The sequence below is a fragment of the Guptibacillus hwajinpoensis genome, from assembly GCF_005144865.1.
Taxonomy (GTDB): domain Bacteria; phylum Bacillota; class Bacilli; order Bacillales; family Guptibacillaceae; genus Guptibacillus; species Guptibacillus hwajinpoensis_A.
Map to the genome: position 1 here is coordinate 38,687 of NZ_SWFM01000007.1, position 26,977 is coordinate 65,663.

The 26,977-nt window shown below is 39.7% G+C and carries 33 protein-coding genes; 6 read left to right on the forward strand and 27 right to left on the reverse strand.

The window, feature by feature from the left end:
* Window positions 1-13: 13 nt before the first annotated feature.
* Window positions 14-205 carry a hypothetical protein gene (locus FBF83_RS17865; protein WP_136948515.1) on the forward strand — a complete coding sequence of 64 codons (192 nt, stop codon included), beginning with the start codon at window positions 14-16 and terminating at the stop codon, window positions 203-205.
* Between the two features lie 59 nt (window positions 206-264).
* Here the strand turns inward: FBF83_RS17865 and FBF83_RS17870 are convergent, their stop codons facing one another.
* Window positions 265-1,200, reverse strand: coding sequence for a DHH family phosphoesterase (locus FBF83_RS17870; protein WP_136948516.1), 936 nt, complete (start codon window positions 1,198-1,200; stop codon window positions 265-267).
* A 108-nt stretch (window positions 1,201-1,308) separates the two neighbouring features.
* Between FBF83_RS17870 and FBF83_RS17875 the strand changes: the two genes are divergently transcribed.
* Window positions 1,309-1,608 (forward strand): YtpI family protein, encoded by a 300-nt coding sequence (locus tag FBF83_RS17875; protein ID WP_136948517.1) that lies wholly within the window; start codon window positions 1,309-1,311, stop codon window positions 1,606-1,608.
* Between the two features lie 45 nt (window positions 1,609-1,653).
* Here FBF83_RS17875 and FBF83_RS17880 read toward each other — a convergent pair whose 3' ends face one another.
* The 13 genes from FBF83_RS17880 to FBF83_RS17940 form a co-directional block, all read right to left on the reverse strand.
* Window positions 1,654-2,964, reverse strand: coding sequence for a DRTGG domain-containing protein (locus FBF83_RS17880; RefSeq protein ID WP_136948518.1), 1,311 nt, complete (start codon window positions 2,962-2,964; stop codon window positions 1,654-1,656).
* Between the two features lie 107 nt (window positions 2,965-3,071).
* Window positions 3,072-3,308, reverse strand: coding sequence for a hypothetical protein (locus FBF83_RS17885; protein WP_136948519.1), 237 nt, complete (start codon window positions 3,306-3,308; stop codon window positions 3,072-3,074).
* Window positions 3,309-3,411: 103 nt separating this feature from the next.
* A complete protein-coding gene (locus FBF83_RS17890) occupies window positions 3,412-4,092 on the reverse strand; it encodes a metal-dependent hydrolase (RefSeq protein WP_136948520.1) in 681 nt (226 codons plus the stop codon).
* Window positions 4,093-4,194: 102 nt separating this feature from the next.
* Complete coding sequence (locus tag FBF83_RS17895; RefSeq protein WP_136948521.1) at window positions 4,195-5,739, reverse strand: polyamine aminopropyltransferase; 1,545 nt, start codon at window positions 5,737-5,739, stop codon at window positions 4,195-4,197.
* Window positions 5,740-5,767: 28 nt separating this feature from the next.
* Complete coding sequence (locus FBF83_RS17900) at window positions 5,768-6,163, reverse strand: DUF350 domain-containing protein (RefSeq protein ID WP_136948522.1); 396 nt, start codon at window positions 6,161-6,163, stop codon at window positions 5,768-5,770.
* An 18-nt stretch (window positions 6,164-6,181) separates the two neighbouring features.
* On the reverse strand, window positions 6,182-6,742 hold the full coding sequence (locus tag FBF83_RS17905) for a DUF4247 domain-containing protein (protein WP_136948523.1): 561 nt from the start codon (window positions 6,740-6,742) through the stop codon (window positions 6,182-6,184).
* 27 nt (window positions 6,743-6,769) lie between these two features.
* Window positions 6,770-7,441, reverse strand: coding sequence for a PspA/IM30 family protein (locus tag FBF83_RS17910; protein WP_136948524.1), 672 nt, complete (start codon window positions 7,439-7,441; stop codon window positions 6,770-6,772).
* A 14-nt stretch (window positions 7,442-7,455) separates the two neighbouring features.
* On the reverse strand, window positions 7,456-7,965 hold the full coding sequence (locus FBF83_RS17915) for a DUF4178 domain-containing protein (RefSeq protein WP_136948525.1): 510 nt from the start codon (window positions 7,963-7,965) through the stop codon (window positions 7,456-7,458).
* 50 nt (window positions 7,966-8,015) lie between these two features.
* Window positions 8,016-8,486: a DUF3939 domain-containing protein gene (locus FBF83_RS17920; protein ID WP_136948526.1), complete on the reverse strand. Its 471-nt coding sequence runs from the start codon at window positions 8,484-8,486 to the stop codon at window positions 8,016-8,018.
* Window positions 8,487-8,662: 176 nt separating this feature from the next.
* Complete coding sequence (gene ald / locus FBF83_RS17925) at window positions 8,663-9,781, reverse strand: alanine dehydrogenase (protein WP_136948527.1); 1,119 nt, start codon at window positions 9,779-9,781, stop codon at window positions 8,663-8,665.
* A gap of 139 nt (window positions 9,782-9,920) precedes the next feature.
* On the reverse strand, window positions 9,921-10,259 hold the full coding sequence (locus FBF83_RS17930) for a fluoride efflux transporter FluC (protein WP_136948528.1): 339 nt from the start codon (window positions 10,257-10,259) through the stop codon (window positions 9,921-9,923).
* Window positions 10,247-10,630 (reverse strand): fluoride efflux transporter CrcB, encoded by a 384-nt coding sequence (gene crcB / locus FBF83_RS17935; RefSeq protein ID WP_136948529.1) that lies wholly within the window; start codon window positions 10,628-10,630, stop codon window positions 10,247-10,249. The genes FBF83_RS17930 and crcB overlap by 13 nt, the downstream gene beginning before the upstream one ends.
* A gap of 56 nt (window positions 10,631-10,686) precedes the next feature.
* The gene (locus FBF83_RS17940) at window positions 10,687-11,061 is read right to left on the reverse strand and encodes a hypothetical protein (protein WP_136948530.1); all 375 of its coding nucleotides are present in this window, start codon (window positions 11,059-11,061) and stop codon (window positions 10,687-10,689) included.
* Between the two features lie 129 nt (window positions 11,062-11,190).
* On the opposite strand from FBF83_RS17940, the gene FBF83_RS17945 reads away from it, so the two are divergent.
* Entirely contained in the window at window positions 11,191-12,513 is a 1,323-nt protein-coding gene (locus tag FBF83_RS17945; RefSeq protein WP_136948531.1) for a purine-cytosine permease family protein, read from the forward strand.
* Between the two features lie 189 nt (window positions 12,514-12,702).
* Here FBF83_RS17945 and FBF83_RS21005 read toward each other — a convergent pair whose 3' ends face one another.
* Window positions 12,703-12,864, reverse strand: a complete 162-nt coding sequence (locus FBF83_RS21005; RefSeq protein ID WP_169525619.1) for a hypothetical protein — start codon at window positions 12,862-12,864, stop codon at window positions 12,703-12,705.
* A 112-nt stretch (window positions 12,865-12,976) separates the two neighbouring features.
* Between FBF83_RS21005 and FBF83_RS17950 the strand changes: the two genes are divergently transcribed.
* Entirely contained in the window at window positions 12,977-13,309 is a 333-nt protein-coding gene (locus tag FBF83_RS17950) for a hypothetical protein (RefSeq protein ID WP_338109133.1), read from the forward strand.
* Here the strand turns inward: FBF83_RS17950 and FBF83_RS17955 are convergent.
* The 9 genes from FBF83_RS17955 to sppA all read right to left on the reverse strand — a co-directional run bounded on the left by FBF83_RS17955 (window position 13,298) and on the right by sppA (window position 20,923).
* Window positions 13,298-13,804 (reverse strand): MogA/MoaB family molybdenum cofactor biosynthesis protein, encoded by a 507-nt coding sequence (locus FBF83_RS17955; protein ID WP_136948532.1) that lies wholly within the window; start codon window positions 13,802-13,804, stop codon window positions 13,298-13,300. The genes FBF83_RS17950 and FBF83_RS17955 overlap by 12 nt on opposite strands.
* Window positions 13,801-14,649, reverse strand: a complete 849-nt coding sequence (locus tag FBF83_RS17960) for an EcsC family protein (protein ID WP_136948533.1) — start codon at window positions 14,647-14,649, stop codon at window positions 13,801-13,803. Before FBF83_RS17960 ends, FBF83_RS17955 begins: the two co-directional genes overlap by 4 nt.
* Window positions 14,650-14,992: 343 nt before the next feature.
* A complete protein-coding gene (locus tag FBF83_RS17965) occupies window positions 14,993-16,180 on the reverse strand; it encodes an acetate kinase (protein WP_136948534.1) in 1,188 nt (395 codons plus the stop codon).
* Between the two features lie 183 nt (window positions 16,181-16,363).
* The gene (locus FBF83_RS17970) at window positions 16,364-17,347 is read right to left on the reverse strand and encodes a class I SAM-dependent methyltransferase (RefSeq protein ID WP_136948613.1); all 984 of its coding nucleotides are present in this window, start codon (window positions 17,345-17,347) and stop codon (window positions 16,364-16,366) included.
* A 167-nt stretch (window positions 17,348-17,514) separates the two neighbouring features.
* Window positions 17,515-18,012, reverse strand: coding sequence for a thiol peroxidase (gene tpx, locus FBF83_RS17975; protein ID WP_136948535.1), 498 nt, complete (start codon window positions 18,010-18,012; stop codon window positions 17,515-17,517).
* Between the two features lie 133 nt (window positions 18,013-18,145).
* Complete coding sequence (gene ytfJ, locus FBF83_RS17980) at window positions 18,146-18,682, reverse strand: GerW family sporulation protein (RefSeq protein WP_136948536.1); 537 nt, start codon at window positions 18,680-18,682, stop codon at window positions 18,146-18,148.
* A 29-nt stretch (window positions 18,683-18,711) separates the two neighbouring features.
* A complete protein-coding gene (locus FBF83_RS17985) occupies window positions 18,712-19,311 on the reverse strand; it encodes a DUF2953 domain-containing protein (protein WP_136948537.1) in 600 nt (199 codons plus the stop codon).
* Between the two features lie 129 nt (window positions 19,312-19,440).
* Window positions 19,441-19,914, reverse strand: coding sequence for an RDD family protein (locus FBF83_RS17990; protein WP_136948538.1), 474 nt, complete (start codon window positions 19,912-19,914; stop codon window positions 19,441-19,443).
* A gap of 13 nt (window positions 19,915-19,927) precedes the next feature.
* On the reverse strand, window positions 19,928-20,923 hold the full coding sequence (gene sppA, locus FBF83_RS17995; RefSeq protein ID WP_136948539.1) for a signal peptide peptidase SppA: 996 nt from the start codon (window positions 20,921-20,923) through the stop codon (window positions 19,928-19,930).
* A gap of 240 nt (window positions 20,924-21,163) precedes the next feature.
* Here sppA and FBF83_RS18000 point away from each other — a divergent pair, with 240 nt between their 5' ends.
* Window positions 21,164-21,961, forward strand: a complete 798-nt coding sequence (locus FBF83_RS18000; RefSeq protein ID WP_136948540.1) for an NAD kinase — start codon at window positions 21,164-21,166, stop codon at window positions 21,959-21,961.
* A gap of 229 nt (window positions 21,962-22,190) precedes the next feature.
* On the opposite strand, the gene FBF83_RS18005 is transcribed toward FBF83_RS18000, so the two are convergent.
* A complete protein-coding gene (locus FBF83_RS18005) occupies window positions 22,191-23,786 on the reverse strand; it encodes an amidohydrolase (protein ID WP_136948541.1) in 1,596 nt (531 codons plus the stop codon).
* Between the two features lie 172 nt (window positions 23,787-23,958).
* Here FBF83_RS18005 and FBF83_RS18010 point away from each other — a divergent pair, with 172 nt between their 5' ends.
* Complete coding sequence (locus FBF83_RS18010) at window positions 23,959-25,026, forward strand: undecaprenyldiphospho-muramoylpentapeptide beta-N-acetylglucosaminyltransferase (RefSeq protein WP_276528447.1); 1,068 nt, start codon at window positions 23,959-23,961, stop codon at window positions 25,024-25,026.
* Between the two features lie 39 nt (window positions 25,027-25,065).
* Here the strand turns inward: FBF83_RS18010 and mbcS are convergent, their stop codons facing one another.
* A complete protein-coding gene (gene mbcS, locus FBF83_RS18015; protein WP_136948543.1) occupies window positions 25,066-26,643 on the reverse strand; it encodes an acyl-CoA synthetase MbcS in 1,578 nt (525 codons plus the stop codon).
* A 121-nt stretch (window positions 26,644-26,764) separates the two neighbouring features.
* Window positions 26,765-26,965, reverse strand: a complete 201-nt coding sequence (locus FBF83_RS18020; protein WP_136948544.1) for an alpha/beta-type small acid-soluble spore protein — start codon at window positions 26,963-26,965, stop codon at window positions 26,765-26,767.
* Window positions 26,966-26,977 lie beyond the last annotated feature (12 nt).

Sequence of the window (26,977 nt, forward strand, 5' to 3'; positions counted from 1 at the left end):
TGGAGGTGGCACGATGGTTATTGATCGCAAGCAACTCGCTAGAACCAAAGTAGCTGATTTGCAGAGTGGGCGATCCGCTTACGCTGAGACCCGTGAAATGACAGCTCTAATTAAGAAAGAATTGCAGTCACTTAACATCGACGTGCATGAGGACGTGACAAGCTTTGGCTCCTGGTTTATTCCCAAAACTCAGGATCAACCCTAACTAGAATAGACCGACAATCTCGCTTGGAGATCGCCGGTCTTTTGTTATGACTTGAGATACTATGAAAGACAAGCTTCTTCAAGATCAGCTAATACACAATCCGCTTCTTCCCACGTGTAAACCGTAGCACCAGCAGCCCTCGGATGGCCACCACCGTTATAGTTCGCTGCAATAGCATTTACAACTGGACCTTTAGAACGAAGTCGAACGCGTATCTGATCTTCTTCTTCAATAAAAAACACCCATGCTTTCAAACCAGCTACATTAGAGAATGAGTTAACGAGCTGAGACGCCTCACTAGCAGTCACGCCAAATGATGCGATCGTTTCTTTCGTTATCTTTATCCAACCTGCCCCGTTCTTCGAGGATTCAAAGTTCTGCAGGACATGACCATTTAAACGAGCAATATGTTTTTCAGTTTTGTAAAGTTCATTGTATAAAGAGTCGGTATCAACTCCAAATTTCAAGAGCTCCCCAGCATACTGGAATGTACGCTGTGTCGTATTAGAAAACATAAATCGGCCCGTATCTCCTACAATTCCTGCGTACAGGAGAAATGCTCCTTTATCCGATAGCTTGTACCCCCGCTCTCTTGCAGTAATGTACAAATCTACAATCATCTCACTAACTGAACTTGACATTGTATCAACCCAGAGAAGGTCACCATAAGGGTCCTCATTAGGGTGATGATCAATTTTAATCAATAGCTTTCCATTGCGATAGCGATCATCGCTAATTCGTGGTTGATTTGCTGTGTCACATACGATTACTAGCGCATCTTCATATTTCTCATTTGTTACTTCATCCATCCGATTCAAAAACATAAGCGATGGTTCTTCTTCCCCTACAATCAATACGCTTTTCTCAGGAAAAGTGGTTTGAATGAGTTCAGCAAGACCGCCCTGTGAACCTAGTGCATCTGGGTCTGGTCGAACATGCCGATGAATAATAATTGTTTCGTATTGTTCAATAGCATCTAAAATTTGTTCTTTCATTAAACTTCTCCTTCCGGTTGCCTTCCTAATTGTTATACTTCCGCCATAGATTTTCACCATCAAGTTCTATACAATAGAAATGAATCTGTTATCTGGAGGAAAGCTACCATGCCTATCTTTATCATATTAATTGTCTTTTCGATCGTTTTCTATTTATTTTATCGAGTTAAATCATTTAGAACCAACGGTGTAGCGACAAAGCAATGGCTTAGCTCGAAAGCAAGTATTGCACTTGGACTATTTCTTATATTTTTTGCAATTAATTCCTTCACCGTATATATTTCGACAGTCACTTATATTGTTAGTGCTGCCTTTATCTTACTTGGTGTAGCAAACGTTGTAGTCGGTTATAAAAAATATCGTCACTACCTTCCTTTTGCTATAGAAGAAGCGAATAATATGAAATAGTAGTAAGCACGGAAACCGCCATTGACTCATGGCGGTTTCTCTTTTTTATCGATCGATAAGCTGCGCCATCATAAGTGCTTTTCCAACAACTGATCCTTCATGATAAATCTCAACATCAACCTTCCCAAATTTACGTGACACTTCAAGAACTTTTGGTACAATCTCAATGGTGTGATCAATTTGAACAGGTTTGATAAAATAAAGCGTGATGTTCTCGACAACAAGGTCACCTTTCTTATACTTCTTCAGTACCCTGCTCCCCGCTTCCGTTACAAGCGTTGTCACTACACCATACGACAACGTACCAAGAAGGCTTGTCATTTGCGGAGTGACTTCACAACTATATCGACTCTCAGTCCCAACAGAAACATCCTTGATTTGACTTGTTATTAAGTCATCGAACGTTTCGCCAATCTGAGGCTGTTGCTGGATCATTTGCAAAGCTTTAAGAACATCTTGTCTGCTAATAATACCAATCAATCGCTGATATTGGTCAAGAACCGGAAGCATTTCAATTCCTTCCCAAATCATCGTGTGTGCAGCAGATGCTACAGAAGTTTGTTCATTTACTGTTAAAGGATGCTTTGTCATTACCTTTGTAATTATCGTTTCGTGCTGTTCTCCAAGAATATCCTTTGATGTTACAATTCCTTGAACCTTCATGTTCGGATCAACTACAGGATAACGACTATGCAATGTCGATTCATTCAGTTCATGCCAGCGTCCAACATTCTCTGTTGTTACGAGAAAACTCGTTTTTGTAAGTGGTGTTAAAATGTCACTAACCAGCGCAATCTCCTTCTTAATTAATCGATCATAAATGGCACGATTAATCATCGTCGCAACTGTAAATGAATCATACGATGTTGAAATGATAGGTAGATCATACGCATCTGCCATTTTCTTCACATCATCCTGTGCATCAAATCCTCCTGTAATTAGAACTGCAGCCCCAGCCTCAAGGGCAATCTTGTGCACATTATCGCGATTACCTACTATGAGCAAGCTCCCTGGATCGACATACCTCATCATTGCTTCTAGTTTCATTGCACCGATTACAAATTTATGGAGGGTTTTATGTAATCCATCTCTTCCTCCAAGCACTTGTCCATCAACGATGTTTACTACTTCGGCATAAGTTAACTTTTCAATGTTTTCTTTTTCTTTTTTCGTAATACGGATTGTACCTACACGTTCAATCGTACTTACTGTTCCCTTATTCTCTGCATCTTTAATCGCTCTGTATGCCGTTCCTTCACTAACTTTCAATTCTCTTGCAATTTGACGTACAGAGATTTTACTTCCTACATCAAGCGTTTCGATATATGCCAGAATTTGTTCATGTTTCGTTGTCAATGTCTCTCACCATACTTTCTACGTGCACATCTGTATCAGTAGCTAAACTACTTCTGTTATAGTGGTGTTTGAATTGACTTCATTATACATAACTCATGCCTATAACTTCAACGGCTGTATTGTTTTTTTCTCAATTCCGTTACCGAATCTTCTTCTGGCATGCTTCGCACTTCGGCTCTACCAAAGAATAACCCTGAAAGGTTACCACCGAGCGCCATGATGGCAAAAACGAGCCAGAGACTGAAAAAGGCACCTTCTAGTGTAAAATCGATTTGGAATCGTGGTATAGCATCGTACATTAGAAATAAAATACATAGCACCGATAAAAATAAACGCTGTTTCACTTACATTCCCCCTCATCGTCTTTATAACAGGGTATGTTAATGTGAAGCTATTTAATACGCTATTCAAACACAAAACCGATGCATAGCATCGGTTTTGTTAGTCTTATAATTCTATTGATTCACCTGGTCTTAGCGTTTTCCCTTTCGTACCTTCGAGGCTATCGACAAATGAATCTGGATTTTGCTCGATAAGAGGGAACGTATTGTAATGAACCGGAACCGTTATCTCTGCTTTGATCCATTTCGCTGCAATAGCTGCATCTTCAGGTCCCATGGTGAAATTATCCCCAATTGGAAGAAATGCAAGATCAATACGCTGATTTGATAACAGTTTCATATCAGAAAAGAGACCAGTATCCCCGGCATGATAAATCGTCTTTCCTTCCGCACTCAATAGAATTCCTGCAGGCATGCCAGTATAAATAATTTCCTTAGTGTCTTCTTCTGTATAACTTGATCCGTGAAATGCTTGCGTAAGCTTCACTTTACCAAATTCAAATTCATGTGCACCACCAATAGCCATAGGATGTGCGTTAACACCCTTCCATCCTAAATATGTAGCAAGTTCGAACGGTGCTACAACTAGTGCATCGTTCCGTTTAGCAATCTCAACAGTATCACCTACGTGATCATTATGTCCGTGTGTGAGCAAGATAACATCACATTTGATCGTATCAGCGTCTAAATCACACTGACCATTACCTGAAATAAATGGATCAATAAGGATTTTTGCTTTGTCAGTTACAACTTCTACAACAGAATGACCATGAAACGTTACTTTCAATTCAATCGCTCCTTTAACGGCTTGAGATTAGTTCCATCCTATCGACCTTCACCTGATGGAATGGTTTGCATATATGTAATTCCCTTTCACCCATGAACTAAACTAATAATACAACCAGGCAGCTTCATACTTCTCAATCAAGTGAGGACGAATTAAGGTGTTAGGTTCAAAAGTAACTTCTTCCCCATCCTTCATGATATGCTCATCTTCATCTTTACCAAAAGAGGTAAGAGAAGGGACCATTTCCGATGATAAATAGTCCGTTTTAACAGCAATATTCAATTTGTTCTGCTCGATTGGATACCTTGTCCCCATTACAAATCCCCAGTTCCCAAAACTCGGAATATCAACATGATAGTTTGATGTAATTAATCCTGTTTCTTCAATTGTTCTAGAGATTGTCCAATACGCTTCCCTTGCAAATACCGGACTTGTCGCCTGAACCATTAATGCTCCTTCTACACTGAGGTGATTTCTTAACATAGAATAGAACTCCCACGTGTATAGCTTATTTAACGATTCATTGTTTGGATCTGGAAGATCAGAAATAATCACATCAAAAACCTCACTCGTTTCTTCAATGTATTGAAAAGCATCTTTATGGATGACCTTGACACGTTCATCCTCAAAAGCATGACCATTTAATTCTGCTAACAAATGATTTTCCGAAGCAAGCTCAACCATTCTAGGATCGAGGTCTACAACTGTAATCGACTTAATCTCTTTATATTTTAAAAGCTCTCTTACAGCCAATCCATCGCCACCGCCAAGAATTAAGACGTTCTCTGATTTCTTTGCAGCAGCCAGCGGTATGTGAATAAGTGGTTCGTGATACCTGTGCTCATCGCTTGAGCTAAACTGAAGCTGTCCATTTAAAAAGAGACGCAGGTCTCCCTGTTCTTTCGTAATAATTATTTTCTGATAGGACGTTTCTTCTGAATAGATTATTGGATCCTTGTAAAGACGTTGTTCAAACGAAAAGGCAATTTCTTCGCCAAAAATCGTTCCAGCAATCATCAATATAAAAATAAAAATTGCCACTACTAGATAGCTAACACGATGCACGATCTCTTTTCGGAATGAATAAATCATCCAGAAGGCAACTACAATATTAACAAGTGCCACAAGAAACGCAGATTTTACTAGTCCAAACTCTGGTCTTAGATAAAATGCGAAGAGTAACCCACCAACAAGCCCTCCTGCATAATCAGAAAATAGCACACGGGCTGTACTCTTATTCATTTCAACACCAATCTCATTTGCTTTTCGAATGAGTATTGGTAATTCAAGGCCTGTAAGACCACCAACCACTATGATAATGGTATAAAGAACAATAGCTGTTGCCTCTTCACCAGCAACAGCTGAAATACCGAAAACAGTGAAACTTGATAATCCACCAATCAATCCAATAAGAAGTTCTATGGCGATAAACCTTGAAATAAGTCTTTTAACAACTCTTTCACTTAAGGATGCGCCAATCCCCATCCCAGTTAGAAAAAGAGAGATTGTTAACGTATACTGCTTAACTCCGTCTCCAAGTATGTACGAGCCAAGCGCACCGAACAACACTTCAAAAATAATCCCACAAATGGATACAATTCCTGAAGCCCAGTACAGCTGACTGCTTTTATTCATTTTATTGCTCATGTCTTTCACCTTCAGCTGTGAATTTCTTTTACGTAATTGAAGCTCCGACTACCAACCCTAATCCGATCGATACACACATTGAAAGTATCCCTACCGATACAACGCCATCATTGAGTTTCTGTTCCACGGAGAATCGTCTCGTAAGAAAGTCAAAAATGTAGTAAGCAACCAATTGCAAAACCACTCCGTAAGCGCCCCAAATCACTGTATCAAGAACGTCAGAGCTATGATAGATCGAAAAGGCTAGAATTAAGCAAATTCCAACGATCTTGCCTCCAATCGAAAGAGCTACCGCTGTATTTCCTTTTTCAATTTGTTCCCAATCTTTGTATTTAGTTGTAATTAATTCAAATATAACTAGTCCAACAGCTACCACCACGATGGATGCAACAAAATAAACAAACGTTAATAAAAATGGCCCCATATCTAAACTCTCCTTTAGTTATTTTCCTGTTCCTGGTCCGCCACCACGATTACTAGATCCTCGGAATGATGGTGTATTTGTAGGACCTTTATAAGTTCCCCCAGTTGCACTATAGCCTCCATAGCAATTTCCGCCACTACTTTTACAACGGTTTTTCTGCTTTTTCCCCCAATCATCAACATCAAGAATTTCGTCTAGTATGTAATAAGCTAGTAAACCGTCAAAAAAGCTCGGTTGATAGTTATCTCTGACAAAACCTACAGTTGCGACCTCAACGAGGGTATTAGAACCTTCTCCTTCTGACAACGTAACAATATAATCATCATAAACTAGAATTTGCTTTCCTTCTTTAACTTCACTGACTTCATTCGGCTTTATTTGATCCTGAAGATAGGAAGCAACGGAAGAGAGATCCTTATCAGCACGATAAACTTTCGAAACATCTCCTGAATCAACGCTGCTCTCTATTACATCTTCAAGCTGATAACGGTCCTCCACGATTTCTTGAATATCCTTCGTGATTCCGCATGCCGATAAGAGCAGAATGAATGCTGTCAGCAATCCAATTAGCCATTTCATTCTTCCACCCCATTAAAGGGGAAAGTATTATTCTTTCCCCATTTTTTTCTTAAGCTCTGCTAGCTCGTCATCAATTCCATCCTTCTTATCAAGCGAATCTAGCTCATCATCAAGGGACCGACTGCTTGAACGCATATCTTCACTCGTTTCTGCTTCAGCCTCATACTGAAGAACCTTCTCTTCCATACGATCAAAACCACGTCTTGAATCGTCTCCACCTATGTCGGACATGGCGCGGTTAATTTTTGTTTTGGTTTTCGCAGATTCTGCTCGTGCTTTCAAGCTATCCTTTTTCAACTGCATCTGACGGTATTCCTCTTTCATCTCATCAAGCTTCGAGCGAAGAGAGTCCGCATCTGTCTTTGCTCTCTCGTAAGACTCTTTCAATGTCTCTGCCTTTGTTTCATGATCTTTCTTATCTTGAAGCGCTCTTCTTGCAAGATCATCATTATCAGCTTCGAGGGCTTTTACAGCCTGATCTTGTCGCTTAGTAACCATCGCACTTGCATCATCCCATTTTTTCTTTAGCATCTTTTCATTAGAAATTTGCTTCGCAACTGCTGTCTCTGCCTCGCGAATATCCGTTTCCATATCACGCATGAATTGCTCAAGCATTTTAACTGGATCTTCCGCCTTATCAAGAGCAGCATTTAACTCAGACGACATAATTGTTTTAACCCGCTTAAACATACTAAACATTAAAATTCATCCTCTCATTTGCTTCCAGCAAGAATTTTGATTTCATACTCTTCTACTTCATAGCCTTTACTTACTTCTACCTCTGTTCCCCAAATTTCAATAGATAGAAATTCTGATTCTTCCTCATTCGAAAAATCATAATATTCGACTTCCTGGCCATTGACATTGCTTCCGCGTCCTTTTCCAGATACATTAGCATGCCCATGTTCATCCTGATAATAGACAACACCATCTATTGTTAATTCCTTTGGTATTGGTTTCGATACTTTTTCTTTAACTGTCTTGTAGATACCGAGTTCAAGTTCATCATCCATTTCAACACTTAGCCAGATAGATGATCCTTCAGATTGGAGTTGATAGGCTTGCCATTTATATCCTCTTACAGTATAAGTCAAGTTTCCTACAACCTGATAATCTTCAAGATCATACGTTATAATATCCCCTACCTGGATATTCATTACTGTTCTTTCTTCAATTGTAGTTTCTTCTTCTTTCTTCCCAAACAATCTCGATAAAAATCCCACCTTCAAACCCCCTCTCTTCTATTTACGAACGCAATTCAATAAAGTTTCGCTTATTTTTCTGGCTTACGATGTGTCACCATTTGTTCTTGTTCAGTTAAATAGAATTCAATTGGTGGTCTCTCCTGTAGCATTGCCTTTTTTTCAAGCTTATAGAAACTGATTTTAGAATATGGATCGCCTTCAATGATTGGAAGTTCCTTCTCCATCTTAAAGTAAGTATCGACCGCTTTTTGCATTTTATCAATCCAAAATGGAATGTGTTTGTCTTTATTCTCAAAAAGCTCAAAAGTCTCCTTAGACATATAAAATGGTTCTGAAGGTATGCCTCCTAAATAAGAAACTAGTAGGGAGGAATCTACCCTGTTATCTTCTAACACAAGTATTCTTAGTGAAATACCATCCCTTTTATGTTCGGCAAATGAGCTTATTGCTTTTCTCATATCATGAATGGAAACCTCAATTTCTTTCAGTGGAGTAGTTTCCTTCTTTCCCTTTGCTTTTTTATTCCAAAATGCCATCATCCATGCACCTCCTCTTCTTTTGTTCGAGCAAGAATCCCTAATTCCTTTCTATCCTTCTATCCTTTAGAAAATATAACAATCCCATTCATTTTATTTTTCAACTTGAAAACGTTAGATTTATTACGATCACAAAAAAATAAAGCAGCTAATTAGCTGCTTTATTTCCATCTTTATCCTTATTCAGCAAGCATTGTACGAGCATTCTTATACTCAAGCTCATGTGCCTCAGCAACCGCTTCATACGTTACAAAACCATCCATTGTATTAATTCCTTTCAACAGTGGCTCATTTTCAAGACAAGCTTTTTCATACCCTTTGTTAGCGAGTTGAACCGCATAAGGAACTGTCACATTTGTTAAAGCAATTGTCGATGTGCGAGGAACGGCTCCAGGCATATTTGCTACTGCATAATGAACAACCCCGTGTTTCGTATAGGTTGGGTTGTCGTGAGTAGTAATTCGATCAGTTGTTTCAAAAATGCCTCCCTGATCAATTGCAACGTCAACGATAACTGAACCGGGTTTCATATCCTTAATCATTTCTTCCGTTACAAGCTTAGGTGCTTTAGCTCCAGGAATAAGCACAGCGCCAATAACGAGATCAGATTCTTTTACAGCCTCAGCAATATTTAACGGATTTGACATCATCGTGTTGATCTCAGTACCAAAAATGTCATCAAGCTGGCGCATACGTTCAGGACTTAAATCCATAATTGTAACATCTGCACCAAGGCCCATTGCAATTTTGGCTGCGTTCGTTCCAACGACGCCTCCACCAATGACAGTTACTTTGCCACGTTTAACACCTGGAACACCACCTAGAAGTATGCCTAGTCCACCTTTAGGCTTCTCAAGGAATTGAGCTCCAATTTGCGCAGACATACGACCTGCTACTTCACTCATTGGAGTAAGTAATGGTAACGAGTTATTCGGAAGCTGAACTGTTTCATATGCAATACCGATCACTTTTTTCTCAACAAGTGCGCGTGTAAGCTCAGACTCAGCTGCAAGATGAAGATATGTAAATAGAATAAGTCCTTCGCGGAAGTAACCGTACTCCTGTGGAAGAGGCTCTTTCACTTTCATGACCATTTCCATGGACCAAGCTTCTTCTGCTGTGCCTACAAGATGAGCACCGGCCTCAAGATATTGTTCATCTGTAAAACCAGATCCAATCCCAGCACCTTTCTCGATATAAACCTCATGTCCAAAGCGTGTTAGACTCAAAACACCAGCTGGAGTCATAGCCACACGATTTTCATTGTTTTTAATTTCTACAGGTACTCCTATACGCAATTGAATTCCTCCTCTATATCATTCAAAATCTTTACATTGTAAGGGCTTTATCAAAAACCTCTATCATCATAACACTTCAACTCTTGTTTCGAAACCATAAGTTCTACTAAATTGAAAACCCTTTCAACGACTACCCTATTTACACAGCAATCATATAACCGACCGCTACCATAAATAACCCACTTACCAAACTTAATATTATGTAGACGACTGATAGCCACAACCTTTTAGTAGCTATTGTAACGGCTTCATACATGAAAGTTGAGAATGTAGTTAATGCGCCCAGAAAACCCGTCGAAACTGCCGGTCCAAAATCGCCAGAACCATAAGCCATTCCCATTAGAAAACTACCAGCCAAATTTACTATGAAAGTTGCTGAGGGGAACCGAGATTGATTCCACTTGCCTACAACTAGTGCAACCATATAACGTAACCATGCTCCTATCCCACCTCCAACCGCAATCATTACCCATTCCATGTAGGAATCCTCCTTATTTTTCGTGCGATTGTAATCCCTAGGAGCACACCTACTATTCCTATTAGGATACTTCCTATTCCATAGAGAAGCGCAACGAAAAACTGACCTTCCCTTAAATACACGAAAAGGTCAAGTGAATAAGTAGAGAAAGTTGTGAATGAGCCTAAGACCCCTGTTGCTATGAATTTCTTAAGGGGATCCGATAACCGCTTATCAGATTGTACAAACTGGTAGAAGAAACCAAGAAGAATTGAACCTGTTACATTTACTAGGAATGTTGATAAAGGAACTCCGTTCATGACTGTTCCAATCATAGCTCGAAGCGTTGCACCCAAAGCGCCTCCAGACACGATTGCTAGACTATTTTTCAATTGAATGCGGCTCCTTTCACCTCTTTCCTCATCTTAACGAAACCGCCATTCAAAGTCTACTTGTCTTCTTCATTCCAAACCCATGTAAACAACCTTCCATTTGAATCCATCCATTTCATTTCGAACCGTTCTACATTCTCATAACCATAGGTACCCATCTTTTCAACTAGCTCATCTACTTGTGCAAGTTCAGTTACCTCAAGATGTTGAAAGAGAGCTGATACTTTCCGCTCTGCTGCAGCTCCTTTCTCAACTGTTTTACCTTTTTCAACTTCATATTCATTAGGACTAGAGAATTCCCATTCGTGTTCGACTCCGTTTGTCACCACCATACATTTAAAAGAAAAACTATTTCCAAGTGTCGATGCTTCAGAGTGAATAGGAAAAGTAAAAAGGTAAGCGGCAAATGCTAAACAAACGACCTTTTTCATATTTCATCACCTCTATCTTATACTGACTGAAAACGATGAATATTATTCGTATAAACAGTAATCAGGATTGCATCGTTCTCCTACTGGAACTAAAATAAAACATAAGTCCATTATCCTAAAGGAGAAAACATGAGTACACTTAGTAAACAAACATCTAGCATCCAAATCGAGCGATATGGACTAGAATCAGTACCTGAGAAATTACGAACAACTTCCTGGTACGAATACGCCATGATTCAAATGACTGTTTCCGTCAACGCTGGTAATTTCCTCGTTCCCGCTCTTGCCGTACTTGAGGGTGGTCTTAGTTTTGTTTGGGCAGTTCTATCAACAATCCTTGGTGCAACCATTGCTTTTCTATTCGTTTCCTATCTTTCTTTTCCAGGTGCTCGTAGAGGAATCCCTTCTCAATATGCTGTCAGATCGTTTGTCGGTTTTAAGGGAGCACAGTACTTCGCCTCCCCTGTTAGAACGATTACCTCGCTTTATTGGTTCGCTGTTCAAACGATCGGCGGTACTTATATGGTTGTAGAACTAATAAAACGCGCTTTTAACTTTCACCTTCCTTTCCTGCCTACCGCTTTAGTTCTCGCAGCCGTCATGGCAGCACTTGCACTAGTAGGATTTGATGCTGTTAAAAAAGTAACAAAATATTTTCTTCCGCTTCTTTTCGCAGGAGGAGTGGCGATGTTCTTTGTCTATTTCACTACTTCAGTTGAAGGGAACAGCTATTCGTCCATTATCTCCATGAATGAGAAGCCAGATTTAAGCTCTTTTCTTTTCTTTTCGAGTCTTGCTTTTGTTCAATATGTGTCGGGAGTAAGCAGTTCATCTGACATGGCACGCTACGCGAAATCAACAGGTCATGCTTTCTGGGGAATATTCTCAGGCAATACGATTGGTTTTTCCCTAACAGCATTGCTAGGTGCATATACTGCTGCCGTTGCTGGAACATGGAACCCTTTTTTAATCACCAGCCAACAGACAAATTCTACCTTGCTACTAACCCTTATATTCGCATCAGCTCTATGCTCGATGATTATGATTAACATTAGTAATGCCTACACTGGAGGGTATAGTCTCCTTAATACCTTTCCTTCTCTAGGTAGAGTAAGAAGCGCGCTACTGCTTGGTTGTGCTGCTGTACTACTAAGCAGTTTTCCAGAATTTGTTGATCAAGCCGAGAAATTCATCTCATTTCTAGGTGCATTTGTTATTCCACTCTCAGCAGTGATCGTTAGTGACTTTATTGTGGTGAAAAAAGGACGATTCACATCAGAAATGCTTCAGGAACTAACTGAACACACCAATACTATAAATCGTCCAGGGTTTTTGGCTATATGTTCTGGACTCCTTCTCTACCTTCTACTCCCAACAACATACTCTCCAGGATTCCTGTCATTTATTGTGACAAGCGTAGGGTATCTTGTTTTTCGAAAGGTGGCGCGTTGATTTTCTTTATACACCTTTCCACTAGACCCTTTTCTAAAGAAGTATAGTTTTGAAAGAGGTTCTGTATAAAAACCACACCAAGCTACGGAGCGCAAATCAAACGCTTTATAGCAACTATGTATACGAAAGCAACCTTTCACTACCACTAACAAAAAAAGTTCATGCTATATAGCATGAACTTTCAGGTTTCTAATAGTAACTTTTTCGATCAGGCTTACGTGGCATTTTCTTTGCTTTTTCTTTACTTTCTTCCTGATCAATAACCCCACTTTGGTAGGATTCACTTAGCTGTTGATGAACAGCCATTTCGCCACTTTCATCATAAATTAGTTCGTTTCTCTTATCAGGCATATGAGCAACCTCCTGTGATTTCGGACTCTTGCCTTCGTATTGTTTCCGATAACACTTAAGATTACTTATGAGATTGGACTTGTTTATTTCCAATTTAAAGGAGATGCATGTTATGTATTTATTTCAATATGATCATCGGCTGCAAATTACAATTCCCATACTGGAAGACAGCTGGGAGAACCTTTCAATAGCAGACCAGGAGGAAATACTTTTTAAATGGGAACAAATTAAAAGTTCAATCCCCGATCGCATTGCTGAACTTGAACAAATGATTTGTCATAAACAAGAAAAATTAAGCGAGGAAGCTAATTTCAATCATTCCTGTCTTTTAAACACACAAATAGCTGAACTCGCCTCTATTATTAATGATTTATGGCTCTGGTATCGTAAGCAGCTGTTCGTTTCTAATTACAAACCAAAAGGATCGACCTCTTCATTTAGTTAGCTCTCTAATAATATGTGGAAGTTCAGGTAACAGTAGTCTCGACATGGCAAGCTTAACTGCTCCTGAAGATCCAGGCATTGCAAACACTGCAGTATCTCCAACAACGCCACCTATCGCTCTGCTTAGCATAGCAGGAGTTCCAATATCATCTGTATAGCTAATCATTCGAAACAACTCGCCAAATCCAGAAAGCTCTTTCTCAAGTAATGATTCAACCACTTCATATGTAACATCTCTTCTTGCTATTCCAGTTCCACCATTTAAAAGAACTGTGTCTATCTCGTTAGCGCTAACTGCGCTTTGTATGGCATCCTTAATGTCCTCTTGGATATCTTTAACGACGATTCGGTCCAGAACCACGTGACCACTCTCAGTAAGCATAGATGCGATTAGCTGACCACTTTTGTCTGTGTCAAGCGTTCTAGTGTCACTTACTGTAATAATGAAACATCTTACAGAAGAGGGCGCTTCTTTCTTGTGTTCACTTGCACTCAATTCTTTTCGCTCCTCTCTAGCTCTGATAAAAAGCGTTTTTGATAAAAATGATGAGCGGTTTCGCTAACTGATCTTGTAAATCTGTAATTTACTCCTGCACCAATAGCAATACCGAAAAGAGGTATTCCCTGGATAATCTTTTTCCGTAGCATCATTAGCACTGTTCCTTTTACAACTTGTTTCATTGGACCCTGAATCCATTTTGCATCAGCAATCTCCTCGGGGCCTTCATAAAAATAAGGATGAGCTTGTTCATCATTAAGCTCTTCTTCAAGAGAAATCCAGGCTTTTTCCTGCATCCCTTTAGGAAGTGTTGCCATATGGAAAACTTTAAGCGCTATCATCATTTCGGAAGGATAATTCACTGGATAACCGTAAGTCATCGCAATTAATTGTACCGTTCTAAGGTTTATGGCTAATACAGCTGGCAAATCAAGACCTAATAAAAGCAGACTGCCCGTACCAGCGAGCCCACCCTGAGCAAACGAAACCATCCGTTGCCTTGCAATTTGTTGATCTGCAATATAATTAAGCTGATCAATCGTTAACTCTTGCATGTCCTGAATCTGTTCAATTTCTGAATTGAATAATCGGGCTTCCGTTAATAATCGATGGCTCGCATCAACCTGCGATTGGGAATTCTGAATAAAAGAATGCATATGAAATAGAGCAGAGTCAATTACTGAATAAACGCGATTTTTCGTTGCAGGTTCCAACTGATTAATTTTGTAATCATACCACTTCTGAAAGGTACGCTCTATATCAGTTGCACTTTGCGCAAAATGCTCTTGTTCCCATTGTTTAATTGCATTCAGCTTTTTTTGTTCTCTTTCTGTCCAGGCCAAAGTATTCGCTCCCTTCAAACTCTTTCTTATATTGTAGCTTTTCCAACTGAAAACTTCCAATAAAGGTGTAAAACAAAAAAGAGCACCCGAATGGATGCTCTAATATATTTAGACAGTATTTTTAGAAATAGCTGCGATAAGAGTAGTAGTTGATTTCCGCTCCAGGATGCTCGCTTTCCGCGGGGCGGGCGGTGAGCCTCCTCGTCGCTAACGCTCCTGTGGGGTCTCACCTGTCCCGCTAGTCCCGCAGGAGTCGAGCATCCTTCCGCTCCAATCAGCCAAGTGTAAATCTTTTTACACAATTCCTCTTTAAGAAACAACCATCTTTTAAAAGGAACCTATTTTATTTAGAAAGTCTAACTGTGTCTCTTGCAATAACAACTTCTTCATTTGTCGGAATAATCATGACCTTAACAGGTGAATGAGGATAGTTAAGGAATGCTTCTTTTCCTCTTACCTTGTTAAGAGCTGGATCCCAATACACACCCATGAATTCAAGTCCGCGAAGAACACGAGCTCGAACAGCCTCACTATTTTCACCAATACCAGCAGTAAAGATAATGGCATCAAGACCAGACATACGAGCTGCATATGATCCGATGTATTTGTGAATACGTGATGTAAATACTTCAAGTGCCAGTTCTGCACGTTCGTTACCTTCTTCAGCCTTAGTTGTAATATCACGAAGGTCACTTGAGAATCCAGAAACGCCTAGAAGTCCACTCTTCTTATTTAACGTATTCATTACTTCTTCAGCAGATTGCCCTGTTTTCTCCATAATGAATGGAATCAAGGCTGGATCAATGTTACCAGAACGAGTTCCCATTGTTACACCAGCTAGTGGAGTAAAGCCCATCGACGTATCAATTGAATTACCACCTTCAATTGCTGCAATACTTGCACCATTTCCAAGGTGACAAGAAAGCAAACGCAATTGATCTAATGGACGACCGAGCATTTCAGCTGCTCTTTCTGAAACATACTTATGAGAAGTACCGTGGAAACCGTACTTACGAATTCCAAAATCTTCATAATACTCATAAGGCAGGCTGTATAAGTAAGACTGTTCCGGCATTGCCTGATGAAAAGCAGTATCAAATACAGCAACGGATGGAACGTCTGGAAGGATTTCACGAAATGCACGGATCCCGACAAGGTTAGCAGGGTTATGCAATGGAGCAAGTTCAGAAACTTCCTCAATACCTTCTAATACTTCTTCAGTAATCATCGCGGAGTCATTGAACTTCTCTCCACCGTGAACTACTCGATGTCCGACACCTTCTATTTCATCGTAAGAAGAGATGATTGAGAAATTAATAAGCTTGTCCAGAAGCATTTTAACTGCCACTGCATGGTCAGGAATATTTGTTATTTCTTCATTTTTCTCACCGTTCACTTCTATTGTAAAAATGGCGTCATCAAGGCCGATTCGTTCGACGAGTCCTTTTGTGATAACAGTTTCTTCCGGCATATTTAAAAGTTGAAACTTCAATGAAGAACTACCGGCGTTGATTGCGATTATTTTCGCCATATGTGACAGCTCCTTTAATTCAATTAATGATAAATTGGCGTACGACACGAAAATAGAAGGGAAAGTCCCTTCTATCTTTTTAACACTCTTATTATTTAAACACCGACCATTACTTTATTCAAGGCGAAAACCGCTTACATATAAGTATTCCGCCAATTCAGATTTGTAAACGTTTCATATACGTTATGAAAGCTGTGAGAACCAACCATTAATTTGTTGCATCATGTTTAACATTGCTTCACGGTTGGAGAAAGATGGTAATTTCGCCATCATTACCTGCTTTGGTTTTAACGTATGTTCACCTTTTTTCTGAACAACTAAAATGCTCTTTGCTTGAGACTCATTCGCAAAAAGGCTAGTTGGTAATTGAATAATACCGTGTATGACAGAACGTTCATTCAACAAATTCCTTACTTGTTTCGCGCCATCATCGCCGAAAAGGAAGTTTGGAATCATAAAGAAGAGCATTCCTGAGTCTTCTGTCATATTTAAACTCTGCTCAATGAGAAGATGATGGACGTAAGACATACCCTCAGTAGCTTTTAACGTGTAATTTGCAGCAGCTTCCTCGTGTGGGTAATACCCTACAGGAAGATCCGTAACAACCGTATTCACCTGAGGAATATAGAGTGGCTTCACGCTATCTTGATGAAGAAACTCAACCTGGTGTTTCTGCAAATTAGCATTTGCGAATCCTAGGTGCAGTAATAAGTCATCTGGTTCAGCACCAAATGCCTCGACAGCCTCTCCCTCCAACTGGTTGAGAACAGAAGTTAACAAATTTCCTGTTCCTACTGCAGGATCAAGAATTTTCATTTCGTCAAGTTCTAATACATCTTTATATTTTTTCACAAGGTATCCAATTAAATGCGCAACACTATCTGGTGTCATTGCATGATGAGGTTGGATACCCTTTTTCATCCCCTTAAGTAAGGCGAGCTGGATTCCTTTTCGGATGGTTTCTTTCTCAACATCCTCTAAATCACATGAGTCATACAGATTTTTAAGACGCACAACAGTATCTGCATCTAACTCTTCTTGAAGCACCTTATTTTCAAATAGATTTAAACCCGTCTCAACGAGCGCTTCAAGATATGACATTTCTAATTTATTTTGAATAACGAGTGTCGATTCATCTAGTACTTTATATAAAGCTTCTACAGTCATATCAGACATTATTTGGCCTCCTATCAGTTCGCCGTCTCTATTGTAAACAGTCTTGAACGCTTTCGCAACAATGCTGAATAATCTTGCATTATTGCAGATGATTAAAGATCCCTAAAAAAAGACCTCGATGAGTTATTTCATCGAAGTCTTTTTCTACTTTCATTGTTTTATTCAGCTTGCTTAGCTGCATTTAATGCTTCTTCATAATCAGGATGGTTTGTTGCTTCGCTTACGTACTCTGCATAAACCACTTCATCTTTACTATCGACAACAAAAACTGCACGTGCCAACAAGCGAAGTTCCTTAATTGCAACACCGAACGCCTTACCAAATGATAGATCACGATGATCGGATAATGTGATGGCATTCTCGATGCCTGCAGCACCACACCAGCGCTTCTGTGCGAATGGAAGGTCAGCACTAATCGTTAACACGTTAACATTGTTAAGATCAGCTGCTTCTTCATTAAATTTACGCGTCTGAGCATCACAAACACCAGTATCAAGTGATGGAACTACACTGATAATACGTACACCTGCATAGTCATTAAGTGTTTTTTCTGATAAATCGTTAGCTAATACTGTAAAGTTTGGAGCTTTATCACCCTTTTTCACTTCTTCACCGAGTAGTGTCATCGGGTTTTCTTTAAATGTAATGTTAGCCATGTTCATACCTCCTTTATAATTGGTCGTATGTACGACTGCTTTCATCATATATGTGCTGAGGTTAGAATTCAAGAAATTAGCTAATAGGGTTATCATTTGTTCCATAATAAAAAGTCGCTTAGATCTAAGCGACTTAGAAGTTTAAATCCTGTTTCTCATCATCCTGTTGCCCACGTTGTTGCGAACGAAAAAGATTCTTTGAGTGAGAACTTTGTTTTTGTACACCGGCTTGTTGGCCATTTGATTGATCCTTTTTCTCTTTGGAATCTTTGTTCATATTCTGAAGCATACTTTGCACCTTTTCAATCGCTTGAGGTGCAAGGTCCAATAAGCGTTCATATAGATGTGTTGTGTTATCAAGATGTATCATTTTAATATCGCCTGCGCTAACAATTAAAAATGCAATTGGAGTGATGGACACACCTCCACCGCTACCGCCTCCAAATGGCTCTCCCTTGCTTTGATTCTGATCACGGCTCGAGCCCGACTGTTGTTTCAACATAAATTCACTACCACCTGCTGCGAAGCCAAATCCTACCTTTGACACTGTTAGAATAACGCTGCCATCAGGCGTTTCAACAGGATCTCCGATAATTGTATTCACATCGATCATGTCTTTAAGGTTCTCCATTGCAGTTTGCATAAGTCCCTCAATTGGGTGTTCAGCCATATCGTTTTCCTCCTTCACCTACTAGACCGTTAAGTCCCTTGAATATTCTTCTGAGACTTCATTAATTTAATTACCGCGATCATAGCATGCCCCAGTTTAAAGGTGATCATGCATTTAATATAAGTTTGGATTGTTTTCATTTCATAAATAGGTGTAACAATTAATTGGGGAACGGTAAGTAAGTTCGAATAGTGAGATAGAAGCGCAAATAAAGCAATTTTTGCATTTAACAGTAGCTCAGCTCCCACCGCCGTATTTGCTGCGTTGGTCATTCCAAAATTAGTTTCCCACTGAATTTTTCTTACACTTGTTTTCTCTAGAATAAATTGAATAGCATCTTTCGCTCCATGCGTTTTTTTAAATAATTTCAAAAGTTCTTGTATGTCCCCTTTAAAAGTTGTTTCTTCAGCTTTATCTTTAATTGCTTCTTCTCCGCTTTCTAGCAGCTCTTTAAGCGGAATAGCTGTAGAGTAAAACAATAGACCAAACAGCGCCTTAACATCGATCTGTAGCTCCTCTACAGCTCTCGAATGTTCAATTGTTACTGTGACTTTAACAGTTGAAAAGATAATGAGAGGCACGGAAGCAATTAGAAGCAAACCAAATACAGCAACAATTGCTATAATCAATAAACATGCCCCTCCTTTTTATTCTTAGGCTGATTTATAAAGCACCTTTTTAAATACGAATGATTAATAAGCAGAAAAATGCCACATAGAATAAACCTGCCCAGTGTGGACAGGTTTATACACTAAACGTTATTTTTCATGAACAACTATCGTATCTGCAAATAGATCATGTATCCCTTGTTTCTTCTTTGTGAATGCCACTACTATAAATCCGACAAAAAGGATGGTTTTGCTAATAAAACGGCCAATACCTTCTCGGAAAATAACAGTTCCCCATGTTAACTTAGCAACTTTATCAGACTCAACTCTTAACCCGAAAAGTATCTTCCCAAGCGTTTGAGACAGAAACTTCGTCATTAAGATAAAATAAGCATAATAGACAGTTCCTGTTAAAATGGCTTGAAGTGGTAAAAATGCCGGTTCACCTGCAGGGATATCAAACCCTCTTATAGCAGGAGTAATTAAAATACCATTAAGACTTGCTACAACAATAATATCGACTATATATGCCCAAAAACGCATCCAAAATCCAGCAAATCGAACGTTCGACAATTCATTAGAAACGGATGCAGGAGGGGCAGTTGTATTCATTGTTTCGTCCATTCTGCCTGCCTCCTTATTCAGAGTATAAATACATTAGTTTCGGTGATTGCGGCGTAGACAGGAGCTGCTGAATACCTAGTAGGTCTTTATCTGGCCCCATTAATTTGGCAGCTGTCATTTCGAATAATGAATTAAAACCTAGGTTCTGTTTGTACTGAATAACTTGAAGATTGCTATCCCCTAAGTCTTTCTTCATCGCTTCGAAGGTGTCTTCTAGGTTGCCAAGATCATCAACAAGATCAACATCCTTTGCCTGTCTTCCATCGTAGATTCTTCCGTCAGCAAGCTCTCGAACTTTGCTCTCATCCATGTCTCTACCTTCACTAACTACTCGGACAAATTCGTCATAAGAATTATCAATCATCGACTGTAGAATATCACGTTCTTCCTCAGTCATCTCACGATTAGGAGACATAATATCTTTATGAGGGCCACTCTTTATAGTTTCCCACTTCACACCAACTTTCTCTGCAAGTTCAGAGTAGTTCATTGACTGCATGATAACGCCAATTGAACCTGTTATTGTTGAAGGACTGGCATAAATCTTATCAACAGGAGCAGATATGTAATACCCAGCAGATGCTGTCATACTACCCATTGATACATATATAGGCTTATCCGTTTTTTCTTTTAACTCTAAGATTTCATCATAGATCTCTTCACTTTCAACCACTCCTCCACCCGGCGTGTTCAATCGAAGAATAATTCCTTTAACACTGTTGTCGTCCCCTGCATGCTCAAGCCGCTTAAGAAACACATCGTGATTGTAGCCTGCCTGTGGCAAAAAGCTAGTATTCGCGCCGTTATCCTGAATAACGCCTTCCACATTTAACACTGCGATCTTATTCAAACCACTACCTTCTTCAATGACCGTCTCAGCGAACTGATCCGAAGAATTTATTTCTTCTTTCCATCCCCCGAAAGCAAGACTGGATACCAAATTAAACCCAAGTGATACGATAATCAGTACGACAGTTATGCCAAGCGCTATCCACCGTTTTCCATTCATAGTAAGCCTCCTCTATATCCTGATGCTATAGTATGTACGTTGAAGCCATAATATTGGTTTCATATTGTCGAGAATACCACACAAAATAAGGAACCGCACTTCTAAATGACATGTTGTATCATTTCAAGAAGAAGCGCTAAACTAAGCAGTAATCGATTACAAAATTTAATTTTTTCTTTTTTCTAAAAAGAGAGAATGATAAAGTAAAGAAGAATAACAGTTGGATAGGGAGGAATTCAGATGCCAAATCGCCGTAATTTATTCTTTTTCTATAAACAAACAAAAGAACTGCAGGAGAAAGTAGAACCACTAAAAGCACTTGCCGAAAAAAACGATTTCCATCTCGTTGAAGATGCTAAAGATGCAAGCATTATTGCAAGCATAGGTGGGGATGGCGCTTTCCTACAAGCAGTAAGACAAACTGGATTTCGAGAAGACTGCCTCTATGTAGGAATTTCAACAGGAGAGTTAGGCTTCTATTGCGACTTTCACATCGATAACTTGCAGGACATGGTAGGAGATGTACTGTCCGAGGGCATTGAAGTTCGTCGATATCCTACTATTGAAGTAAAGGTAAACAACGAATCCTCTTTTTACTGTTTAAACGAATGTACCATTCGATCTTCTATTATCAAAACGCTTGCGATGGAAGTTTATGTAGAAGATTTTCATTTTGAAACATTCCGTGGAGATGGACTAATTGTTTCAACCCCTACTGGGAGCACAGCGTATAACAAATCAGTGAACGGAGCAGTTATTGATCCTAAACTTGCTTGTATGCAGGTTAGTGAGCTTGCTTCGCTAAATAATAACCACTATCGAACACTAGGATCACCATTCGTACTAAGCGATGAAAGATCTCTTACACTTCAGGTTATCAAGGACGGTAACGATTATCCAGTTATTGGAATAGATAATGAAGCGTTAAGTATACAGCATGCAAAAGAAATTAACATCCACATCCCTGAAAGACGAATCAAAACGGTGAAGCTGAAGGATAATTCTTTCTGGCATAAAGTACAGAGAAGTTTCCTGTAAAAATCTCGATCATTCATATTGAAAAGTAGTGGTTGATTACCGCTCCAGGATGCTCGCTTTCCGCGGGGCGGGCGGTGAGCCTCCTTCCGCTCAAATCAGCTAAATTTGGCTTTTTATACAAATCCTTTTTCAAAAACAACCACCTATTAGAAAAGAACCAACCAAAAAGAAGCACCGCTGCATATGTAGCGGTGCTCCTTTCAATTTGATAATTGTATCAGTCATTAAGCTAATCAAAATTACTATACTCAACTGATTCATCAATCACCGTCATGACTGCTTTTGTTTGTAAAAGTAGGTCAGGATCGCATGCGAATATATCACGGTTTAGAACAGTAAAATCAGCATCAAAGTTCTCCTTAATTTTCCCACGTTCATTCTCTCTCCCAATCGCGTAGGCACTCCCCTTAGTAAATAGGGAAACAGCTTCAAACATAGATAGCTTTTGTTCTGGATAATATCCTTCATGGATATCATTTGGACGTTTCCTTGTAACTGCTGCATGAATGCCAAGTAACGGATCAACTGGCTCTATTGGTGCGTCAGATCCACCTGCAATTGGAATTCCACTATCTAATAGTGTTTTCCAAGCGAATGACAATGTCATTCGCTCTTCTCCTAGACGCTCCTTCACCCACGGGAAATCAGATGCAACAAATCTTGGCTGAATATCAAGAATCACAGAAAGTTGGTTTAGGCGATCGATTAAGTCTTTTCGAACAACCTGCGTATGAATCAAACGGTCTCTCAATCCATTAGGGGCAGGGAATTGTTCAATCGCTTCAATCGCATATTCCAGTGCTAAATCTCCAATTACATGGATCGCAACAGGCATATTATGGGTTCTAGCTTCTCTAACGAGCGCTGTTAAACCTTTAATACTATGTATCGCAACTCCGGATGTATCAGGAGAATCATTGTATGGATGACTTAGTAAAGCTGTCCGTCCTCCAAGCGCACCATCAGCGAAAATTTTCATTGCACCAAGTTCGACGTATTCAGTTCCATCCCCGAACCCTAATCCTTGCCTTCTCATCTCGTCAATAACTTCATGATGAACTAGTAAATTCGCTCTAAATTTCCGTTTACCGTTGATTACATTCGTGAAGGTTTCATATGTTCTCGTAAAGCCCCCATAGTAATTCAGGTCTTCACTATGACCACCTGTGATGCCTTTTGATACAAGATCGTCAACTGAAGACGAAAGGGCCCGTTCAAGGAAACCCATACTCACTTCTGGCATTGCATTTTTCACTAGCTCTTGAGCGCGATCAAGTAGATATCCTGTCGCTTTGCCATTACTATCACGCATAATGACGCCACCTTCTGGATCTGGTGTCTCATTGGTGATACCAGCTAACTCAAGTGCTATGGAATTTGCGAGAATCGCATGTCTACAAACACGCGTTAGCATCATCGGATGGCTTGGCGCAATTTCATCAAGTTCATCACGATGAAAAATCTTTCGATCAGAGAAGTTATTCTCATTCCATCCCTCACCAATAATCCACTCATCTGAAGACGCATCTCTTACTTTCTCAAGAAGCAGACCTTTCATTTGTTCGGCTGATTCAGACTGTGACAAGTCCAAACGCAGAAGCTTCTCTCCATGACCGATCATATGAAGGTGACTATCAACAAAACCCGGAATCATAACGTGCCCTTTCAGGTCACGACGCTCATTTATTTGACTACCAAAAAGAGATCTTAGTTCAGATTCAGTACCTGTTTTCTTAACGCGGCCGTTCTCTGTGTACACTGCTTCTACCGTCTCATTCTCTTGATCAAGCGTATATATTTTCCCACCAAACCAAAGCGTTCCCAATGATGTTCTCCCCTTTTATGTAATGTCAATTGTTCACTTATTGTATCACTCCGCTCGTATGCTGTGAATCTTCTGGATTTTAAATTGTACTCTTTGTTGCTTTTTTAATCATGATACAATAGGGAGAATGAATAAAATGAGCAAGACAATTGTTGAAGGTGAGGAAATCTCGTTGAAAAAGAAAATTTTATTTACTGGTGGCGGTTCTGCCGGTCATGTAACGGTTAATCTAGCTCTTATTCCACGTTTTCTTAAGGATGACTGGGACATTCATTATATTGGTTCAGAAAAAGGAATTGAACGTCAGTTGATTGAACCACTTAAAGGTGTAACGTATCATCATGTTTCGACAGGAAAATTACGCAGGTATTTCGATTGGAATAATTTCAAGGATCCTTTTAAGGTAATTAAAGGCGTTGGAGAGGCGTTCTCTATAATTAAAAGGGAAAAACCATCTGTGATCTTCTCAAAAGGTGGGTTTGTTTCTGTTCCTGTTGTGATCGCAGGAAAAATGAATAACGTACCTGTTATTATTCACGAATCAGATTTAACTCCAGGACTTGCAAACAAAGTTGCGATTCCTTTTGCTTCAAAGGTGTGTACTACATTCCCAGAAACGGTGAAACACCTTCCTGAAAATAAAGCTGAGTACATCGGCGCAGTCGTTCGAGACGAGTTAAAGAGTGGAAACCGTGCAAAAGGCTTATCCTTTGCAGGGTTTAGCGGTAGCAAACCAGTCATGCTTATTATGGGAGGAAGTCTAGGAGCAAAACGAATTAATGAAGCAGTTCGAAACCAGCTTGATGAGCTTCTAAAAACGTTTGATATTCTCCACCTAACTGGTAAGGGGCAGGTAGACTCCTCTTCTCAAATGAATGGATATAAGCAGTTTGAATATGTAACAGACGAACTACCTGACTTGTTAGCAATGGCAGACTTGATTATCTCAAGAGCAGGTTCAAACTCAATCTTTGAATTCCTTGCTTTAAAAAAACCAATGCTACTTATTCCACTATCGAGAGCAGCAAGCAGAGGGGATCAGATCTTGAACGCACAATCTTTTGAGAAATCTGGTTATGCTAATGTACTATTAGAAGAAGATCTTACTGAAGAATCCTTTATGAAATCTGTTCGTGAGACGTATCAGAATCGCGAGACATATATTCATTCAATGGAACAGGACAATGCAGGAGATCAAGCAAACAAAATTGAGGCATTAATTAAAAATAAAGCCAAATAAAAGACGAGGACCTTAACCGGTCCTCGTCTTTCTTGCTATTTAAGAAACACTCTGTGTTTCTTTTTGACGAAGTTCTATTCTTCTAATTTTACCTGAAGTCGTTTTTGGGAGTTCTTTAATGAACTCTATTTTACGCGGATATTTGTATGGTGCGGTTAGATCTTTAACATGGTCCTGGAGAGCACGTACAAGTGCGTCTCCTGCCTGAGTATGATCTTTAAGCACAACGTATGCTTTTACAATATTGCCACGTACTTCATCAGGACTTGCTACAACTGCACACTCCTGAACAGATGGATGTTTTACAAGTGCATCCTCCACTTCAAATGGACCAATTGTATAACCAGAGCTAATAATAATATCATCGCCCCTACCTTCGAACCAGAAGTAACCGTCAGCATCCTTAGAAGCTTTATCACCAGTCAAGTAGTAGTCACCCCGATAAGCCATTTGAGTACGTTCTTCATCTTTATAATAATGTTTAAACAACGCAGGCACATCCTTATGCACAGCTATATCGCCTACTTCACCAATTTCGACCGGCTGACCTTGATCATTAATAATTTCAACCCGATTTCCAGGTGTTGGCTTACCCATCGATCCCGGCTTCACTTCCATACCCTTTATAATCCCAACAAGAAGAGTGTTCTCAGTTTGTCCGTATCCATCCCTCACGTCAATATTGAAATACCGTCTAAACGTGTCAATGACTTCACGGTTTAAAGGTTCCCCCGCTGAAACAGCACTCCTTAATGACGGGAGAGTGAACCGCTCTAGCTCATCTACTTTCGCCATCAAGCGATATTCTGTAGGTGTACAACAAAGCACATTAATATCATACTCAGCGAGAAAACCAAGGTACGTTTCCGGATCAAATTTCCCACTGTATACAAAACCTGTTGCACCACTACATAATGTTGCTACAAAAGGACTCCAAATCCACTTCTGCCACCCTGGTCCCGCTGTTGCCCAAACGTTGTCTCCTTCTTGAATATCTAACCATGAAGCTGAAGATGTTTTGAGATGAGCATATGCCCAGCCGTGACTGTGAACTACTCCCTTAGGGTTTCCAGTAGTTCCTGATGTATAGGAAAGAAAAGCCATATCGTCTCTAGACGTTTTCACACCTTTGAATAAAACGCTTTCATTTTGAGCTTTATCAAGTAATGGAATCCATCCGTCTTTCGCATCCCCAGCGATAAATTTCATTTTAAGTGAAGGCGCCTCAGCTTCTACACCTTCGAATGAGTCTGTTAGCTTAGAGTCACAGATAACTGCCTTAGCTTCTGCGTGATTAATTCGATAAACAAGATCTTTCTTTCTTAACATCTCTGATGATGGAATAACAACTAGACCAGCTTTTAGACAAGCAATATAAACAGCGTATGTATCGATAAGTCGCGGCATCATGATTAGAACACGATCCTGACTTATTAACCCTTCAGAAGTCAAAGCTCCAGCAATTTGGTTAGCTTTATCCATTAAGTTATTGTATGTAATTTCATGGAAATCCCCATTTTCGCTTCGCCATTTAAGAGCGACCTTATTTTCTTCAGTGATAAAGCGCTCAATCTCGCTAGTTAAGTTGTAATGATCAGGTGCAATTAGAGCCTGCATGCTATTTCCTCCTCTAGTAGGTAATAGTTTCATTATACATAAAAATAAGAAAGTTTTGAACATTACTAACCAAAAAAGCGGAAGATGCTATATGCACCTTCCGCAAGCCAATAATATTCAATTATTTAGAGTATCCTCCAAATTGTTGTTCAGACTGTTGTACAAGACGCTTTGTAATCTCGCCACCAACTGAACCGTTTGAACGTGCAGTAGAATCTGGACCAAGAGTTACACCAAATTCAGAAGCAATTTCATACTTCATTTGATCAAGAGCCTGTTGTACACCAGGTACCACTAGGTTGTTTGAGCTGTTATTTGCCATGGGATGTTCACC

Excerpts from the sequence above, each read along its gene's own strand:
- FBF83_RS17895 (WP_136948521.1), bottom strand. The coding sequence starts at position 5,739 with ATGAGCAATAAAATGAATAAAAGCAGTCAGCTGTACTGGGCTTCAGGA.
- tpx (WP_136948535.1), bottom strand. The coding sequence starts at position 18,012 with ATGGCTAACATTACATTTAAAGAAAACCCGATGACACTACTCGGTGAA.
- ytfJ (WP_136948536.1), bottom strand. The coding sequence starts at position 18,682 with ATGGCTGAACACCCAATTGAGGGACTTATGCAAACTGCAATGGAGAAC.
- FBF83_RS17950 (WP_338109133.1), top strand. The coding sequence starts at position 12,977 with ATGTATTTATTTCAATATGATCATCGGCTGCAAATTACAATTCCCATA.
- FBF83_RS17875 (WP_136948517.1), top strand. The coding sequence starts at position 1,309 with ATGCCTATCTTTATCATATTAATTGTCTTTTCGATCGTTTTCTATTTA.
- FBF83_RS21005 (WP_169525619.1), bottom strand. The coding sequence starts at position 12,864 with ATGCCTGATAAGAGAAACGAACTAATTTATGATGAAAGTGGCGAAATG.
- FBF83_RS17970 (WP_136948613.1), bottom strand. The coding sequence starts at position 17,347 with ATGACTGTAGAAGCTTTATATAAAGTACTAGATGAATCGACACTCGTT.
- FBF83_RS18000 (WP_136948540.1), top strand. The coding sequence starts at position 21,164 with ATGCCAAATCGCCGTAATTTATTCTTTTTCTATAAACAAACAAAAGAA.
- mbcS (WP_136948543.1), bottom strand. The coding sequence starts at position 26,643 with ATGCAGGCTCTAATTGCACCTGATCATTACAACTTAACTAGCGAGATT.
- sppA (WP_136948539.1), bottom strand. The coding sequence starts at position 20,923 with ATGAATGGAAAACGGTGGATAGCGCTTGGCATAACTGTCGTACTGATT.
- FBF83_RS17905 (WP_136948523.1), bottom strand. The coding sequence starts at position 6,742 with ATGAAATGGCTAATTGGATTGCTGACAGCATTCATTCTGCTCTTATCG.
- FBF83_RS17920 (WP_136948526.1), bottom strand. The coding sequence starts at position 8,486 with ATGATGGCATTTTGGAATAAAAAAGCAAAGGGAAAGAAGGAAACTACT.
- FBF83_RS17900 (WP_136948522.1), bottom strand. The coding sequence starts at position 6,163 with ATGGGGCCATTTTTATTAACGTTTGTTTATTTTGTTGCATCCATCGTG.
- FBF83_RS17870 (WP_136948516.1), bottom strand. The coding sequence starts at position 1,200 with ATGAAAGAACAAATTTTAGATGCTATTGAACAATACGAAACAATTATT.
- FBF83_RS17945 (WP_136948531.1), top strand. The coding sequence starts at position 11,191 with ATGAGTACACTTAGTAAACAAACATCTAGCATCCAAATCGAGCGATAT.
- FBF83_RS17930 (WP_136948528.1), bottom strand. The coding sequence starts at position 10,259 with ATGGAATGGGTAATGATTGCGGTTGGAGGTGGGATAGGAGCATGGTTA.
- FBF83_RS17865 (WP_136948515.1), top strand. The coding sequence starts at position 14 with ATGGTTATTGATCGCAAGCAACTCGCTAGAACCAAAGTAGCTGATTTG.
- FBF83_RS17940 (WP_136948530.1), bottom strand. The coding sequence starts at position 11,061 with ATGAAAAAGGTCGTTTGTTTAGCATTTGCCGCTTACCTTTTTACTTTT.
- FBF83_RS17990 (WP_136948538.1), bottom strand. The coding sequence starts at position 19,914 with ATGGACGAAACAATGAATACAACTGCCCCTCCTGCATCCGTTTCTAAT.
- FBF83_RS17965 (WP_136948534.1), bottom strand. The coding sequence starts at position 16,180 with ATGGCGAAAATAATCGCAATCAACGCCGGTAGTTCTTCATTGAAGTTT.
- FBF83_RS18020 (WP_136948544.1), bottom strand. The coding sequence starts at position 26,965 with ATGGCAAATAACAGCTCAAACAACCTAGTGGTACCTGGTGTACAACAG.
- FBF83_RS17910 (WP_136948524.1), bottom strand. The coding sequence starts at position 7,441 with ATGTTTAGTATGTTTAAGCGGGTTAAAACAATTATGTCGTCTGAGTTA.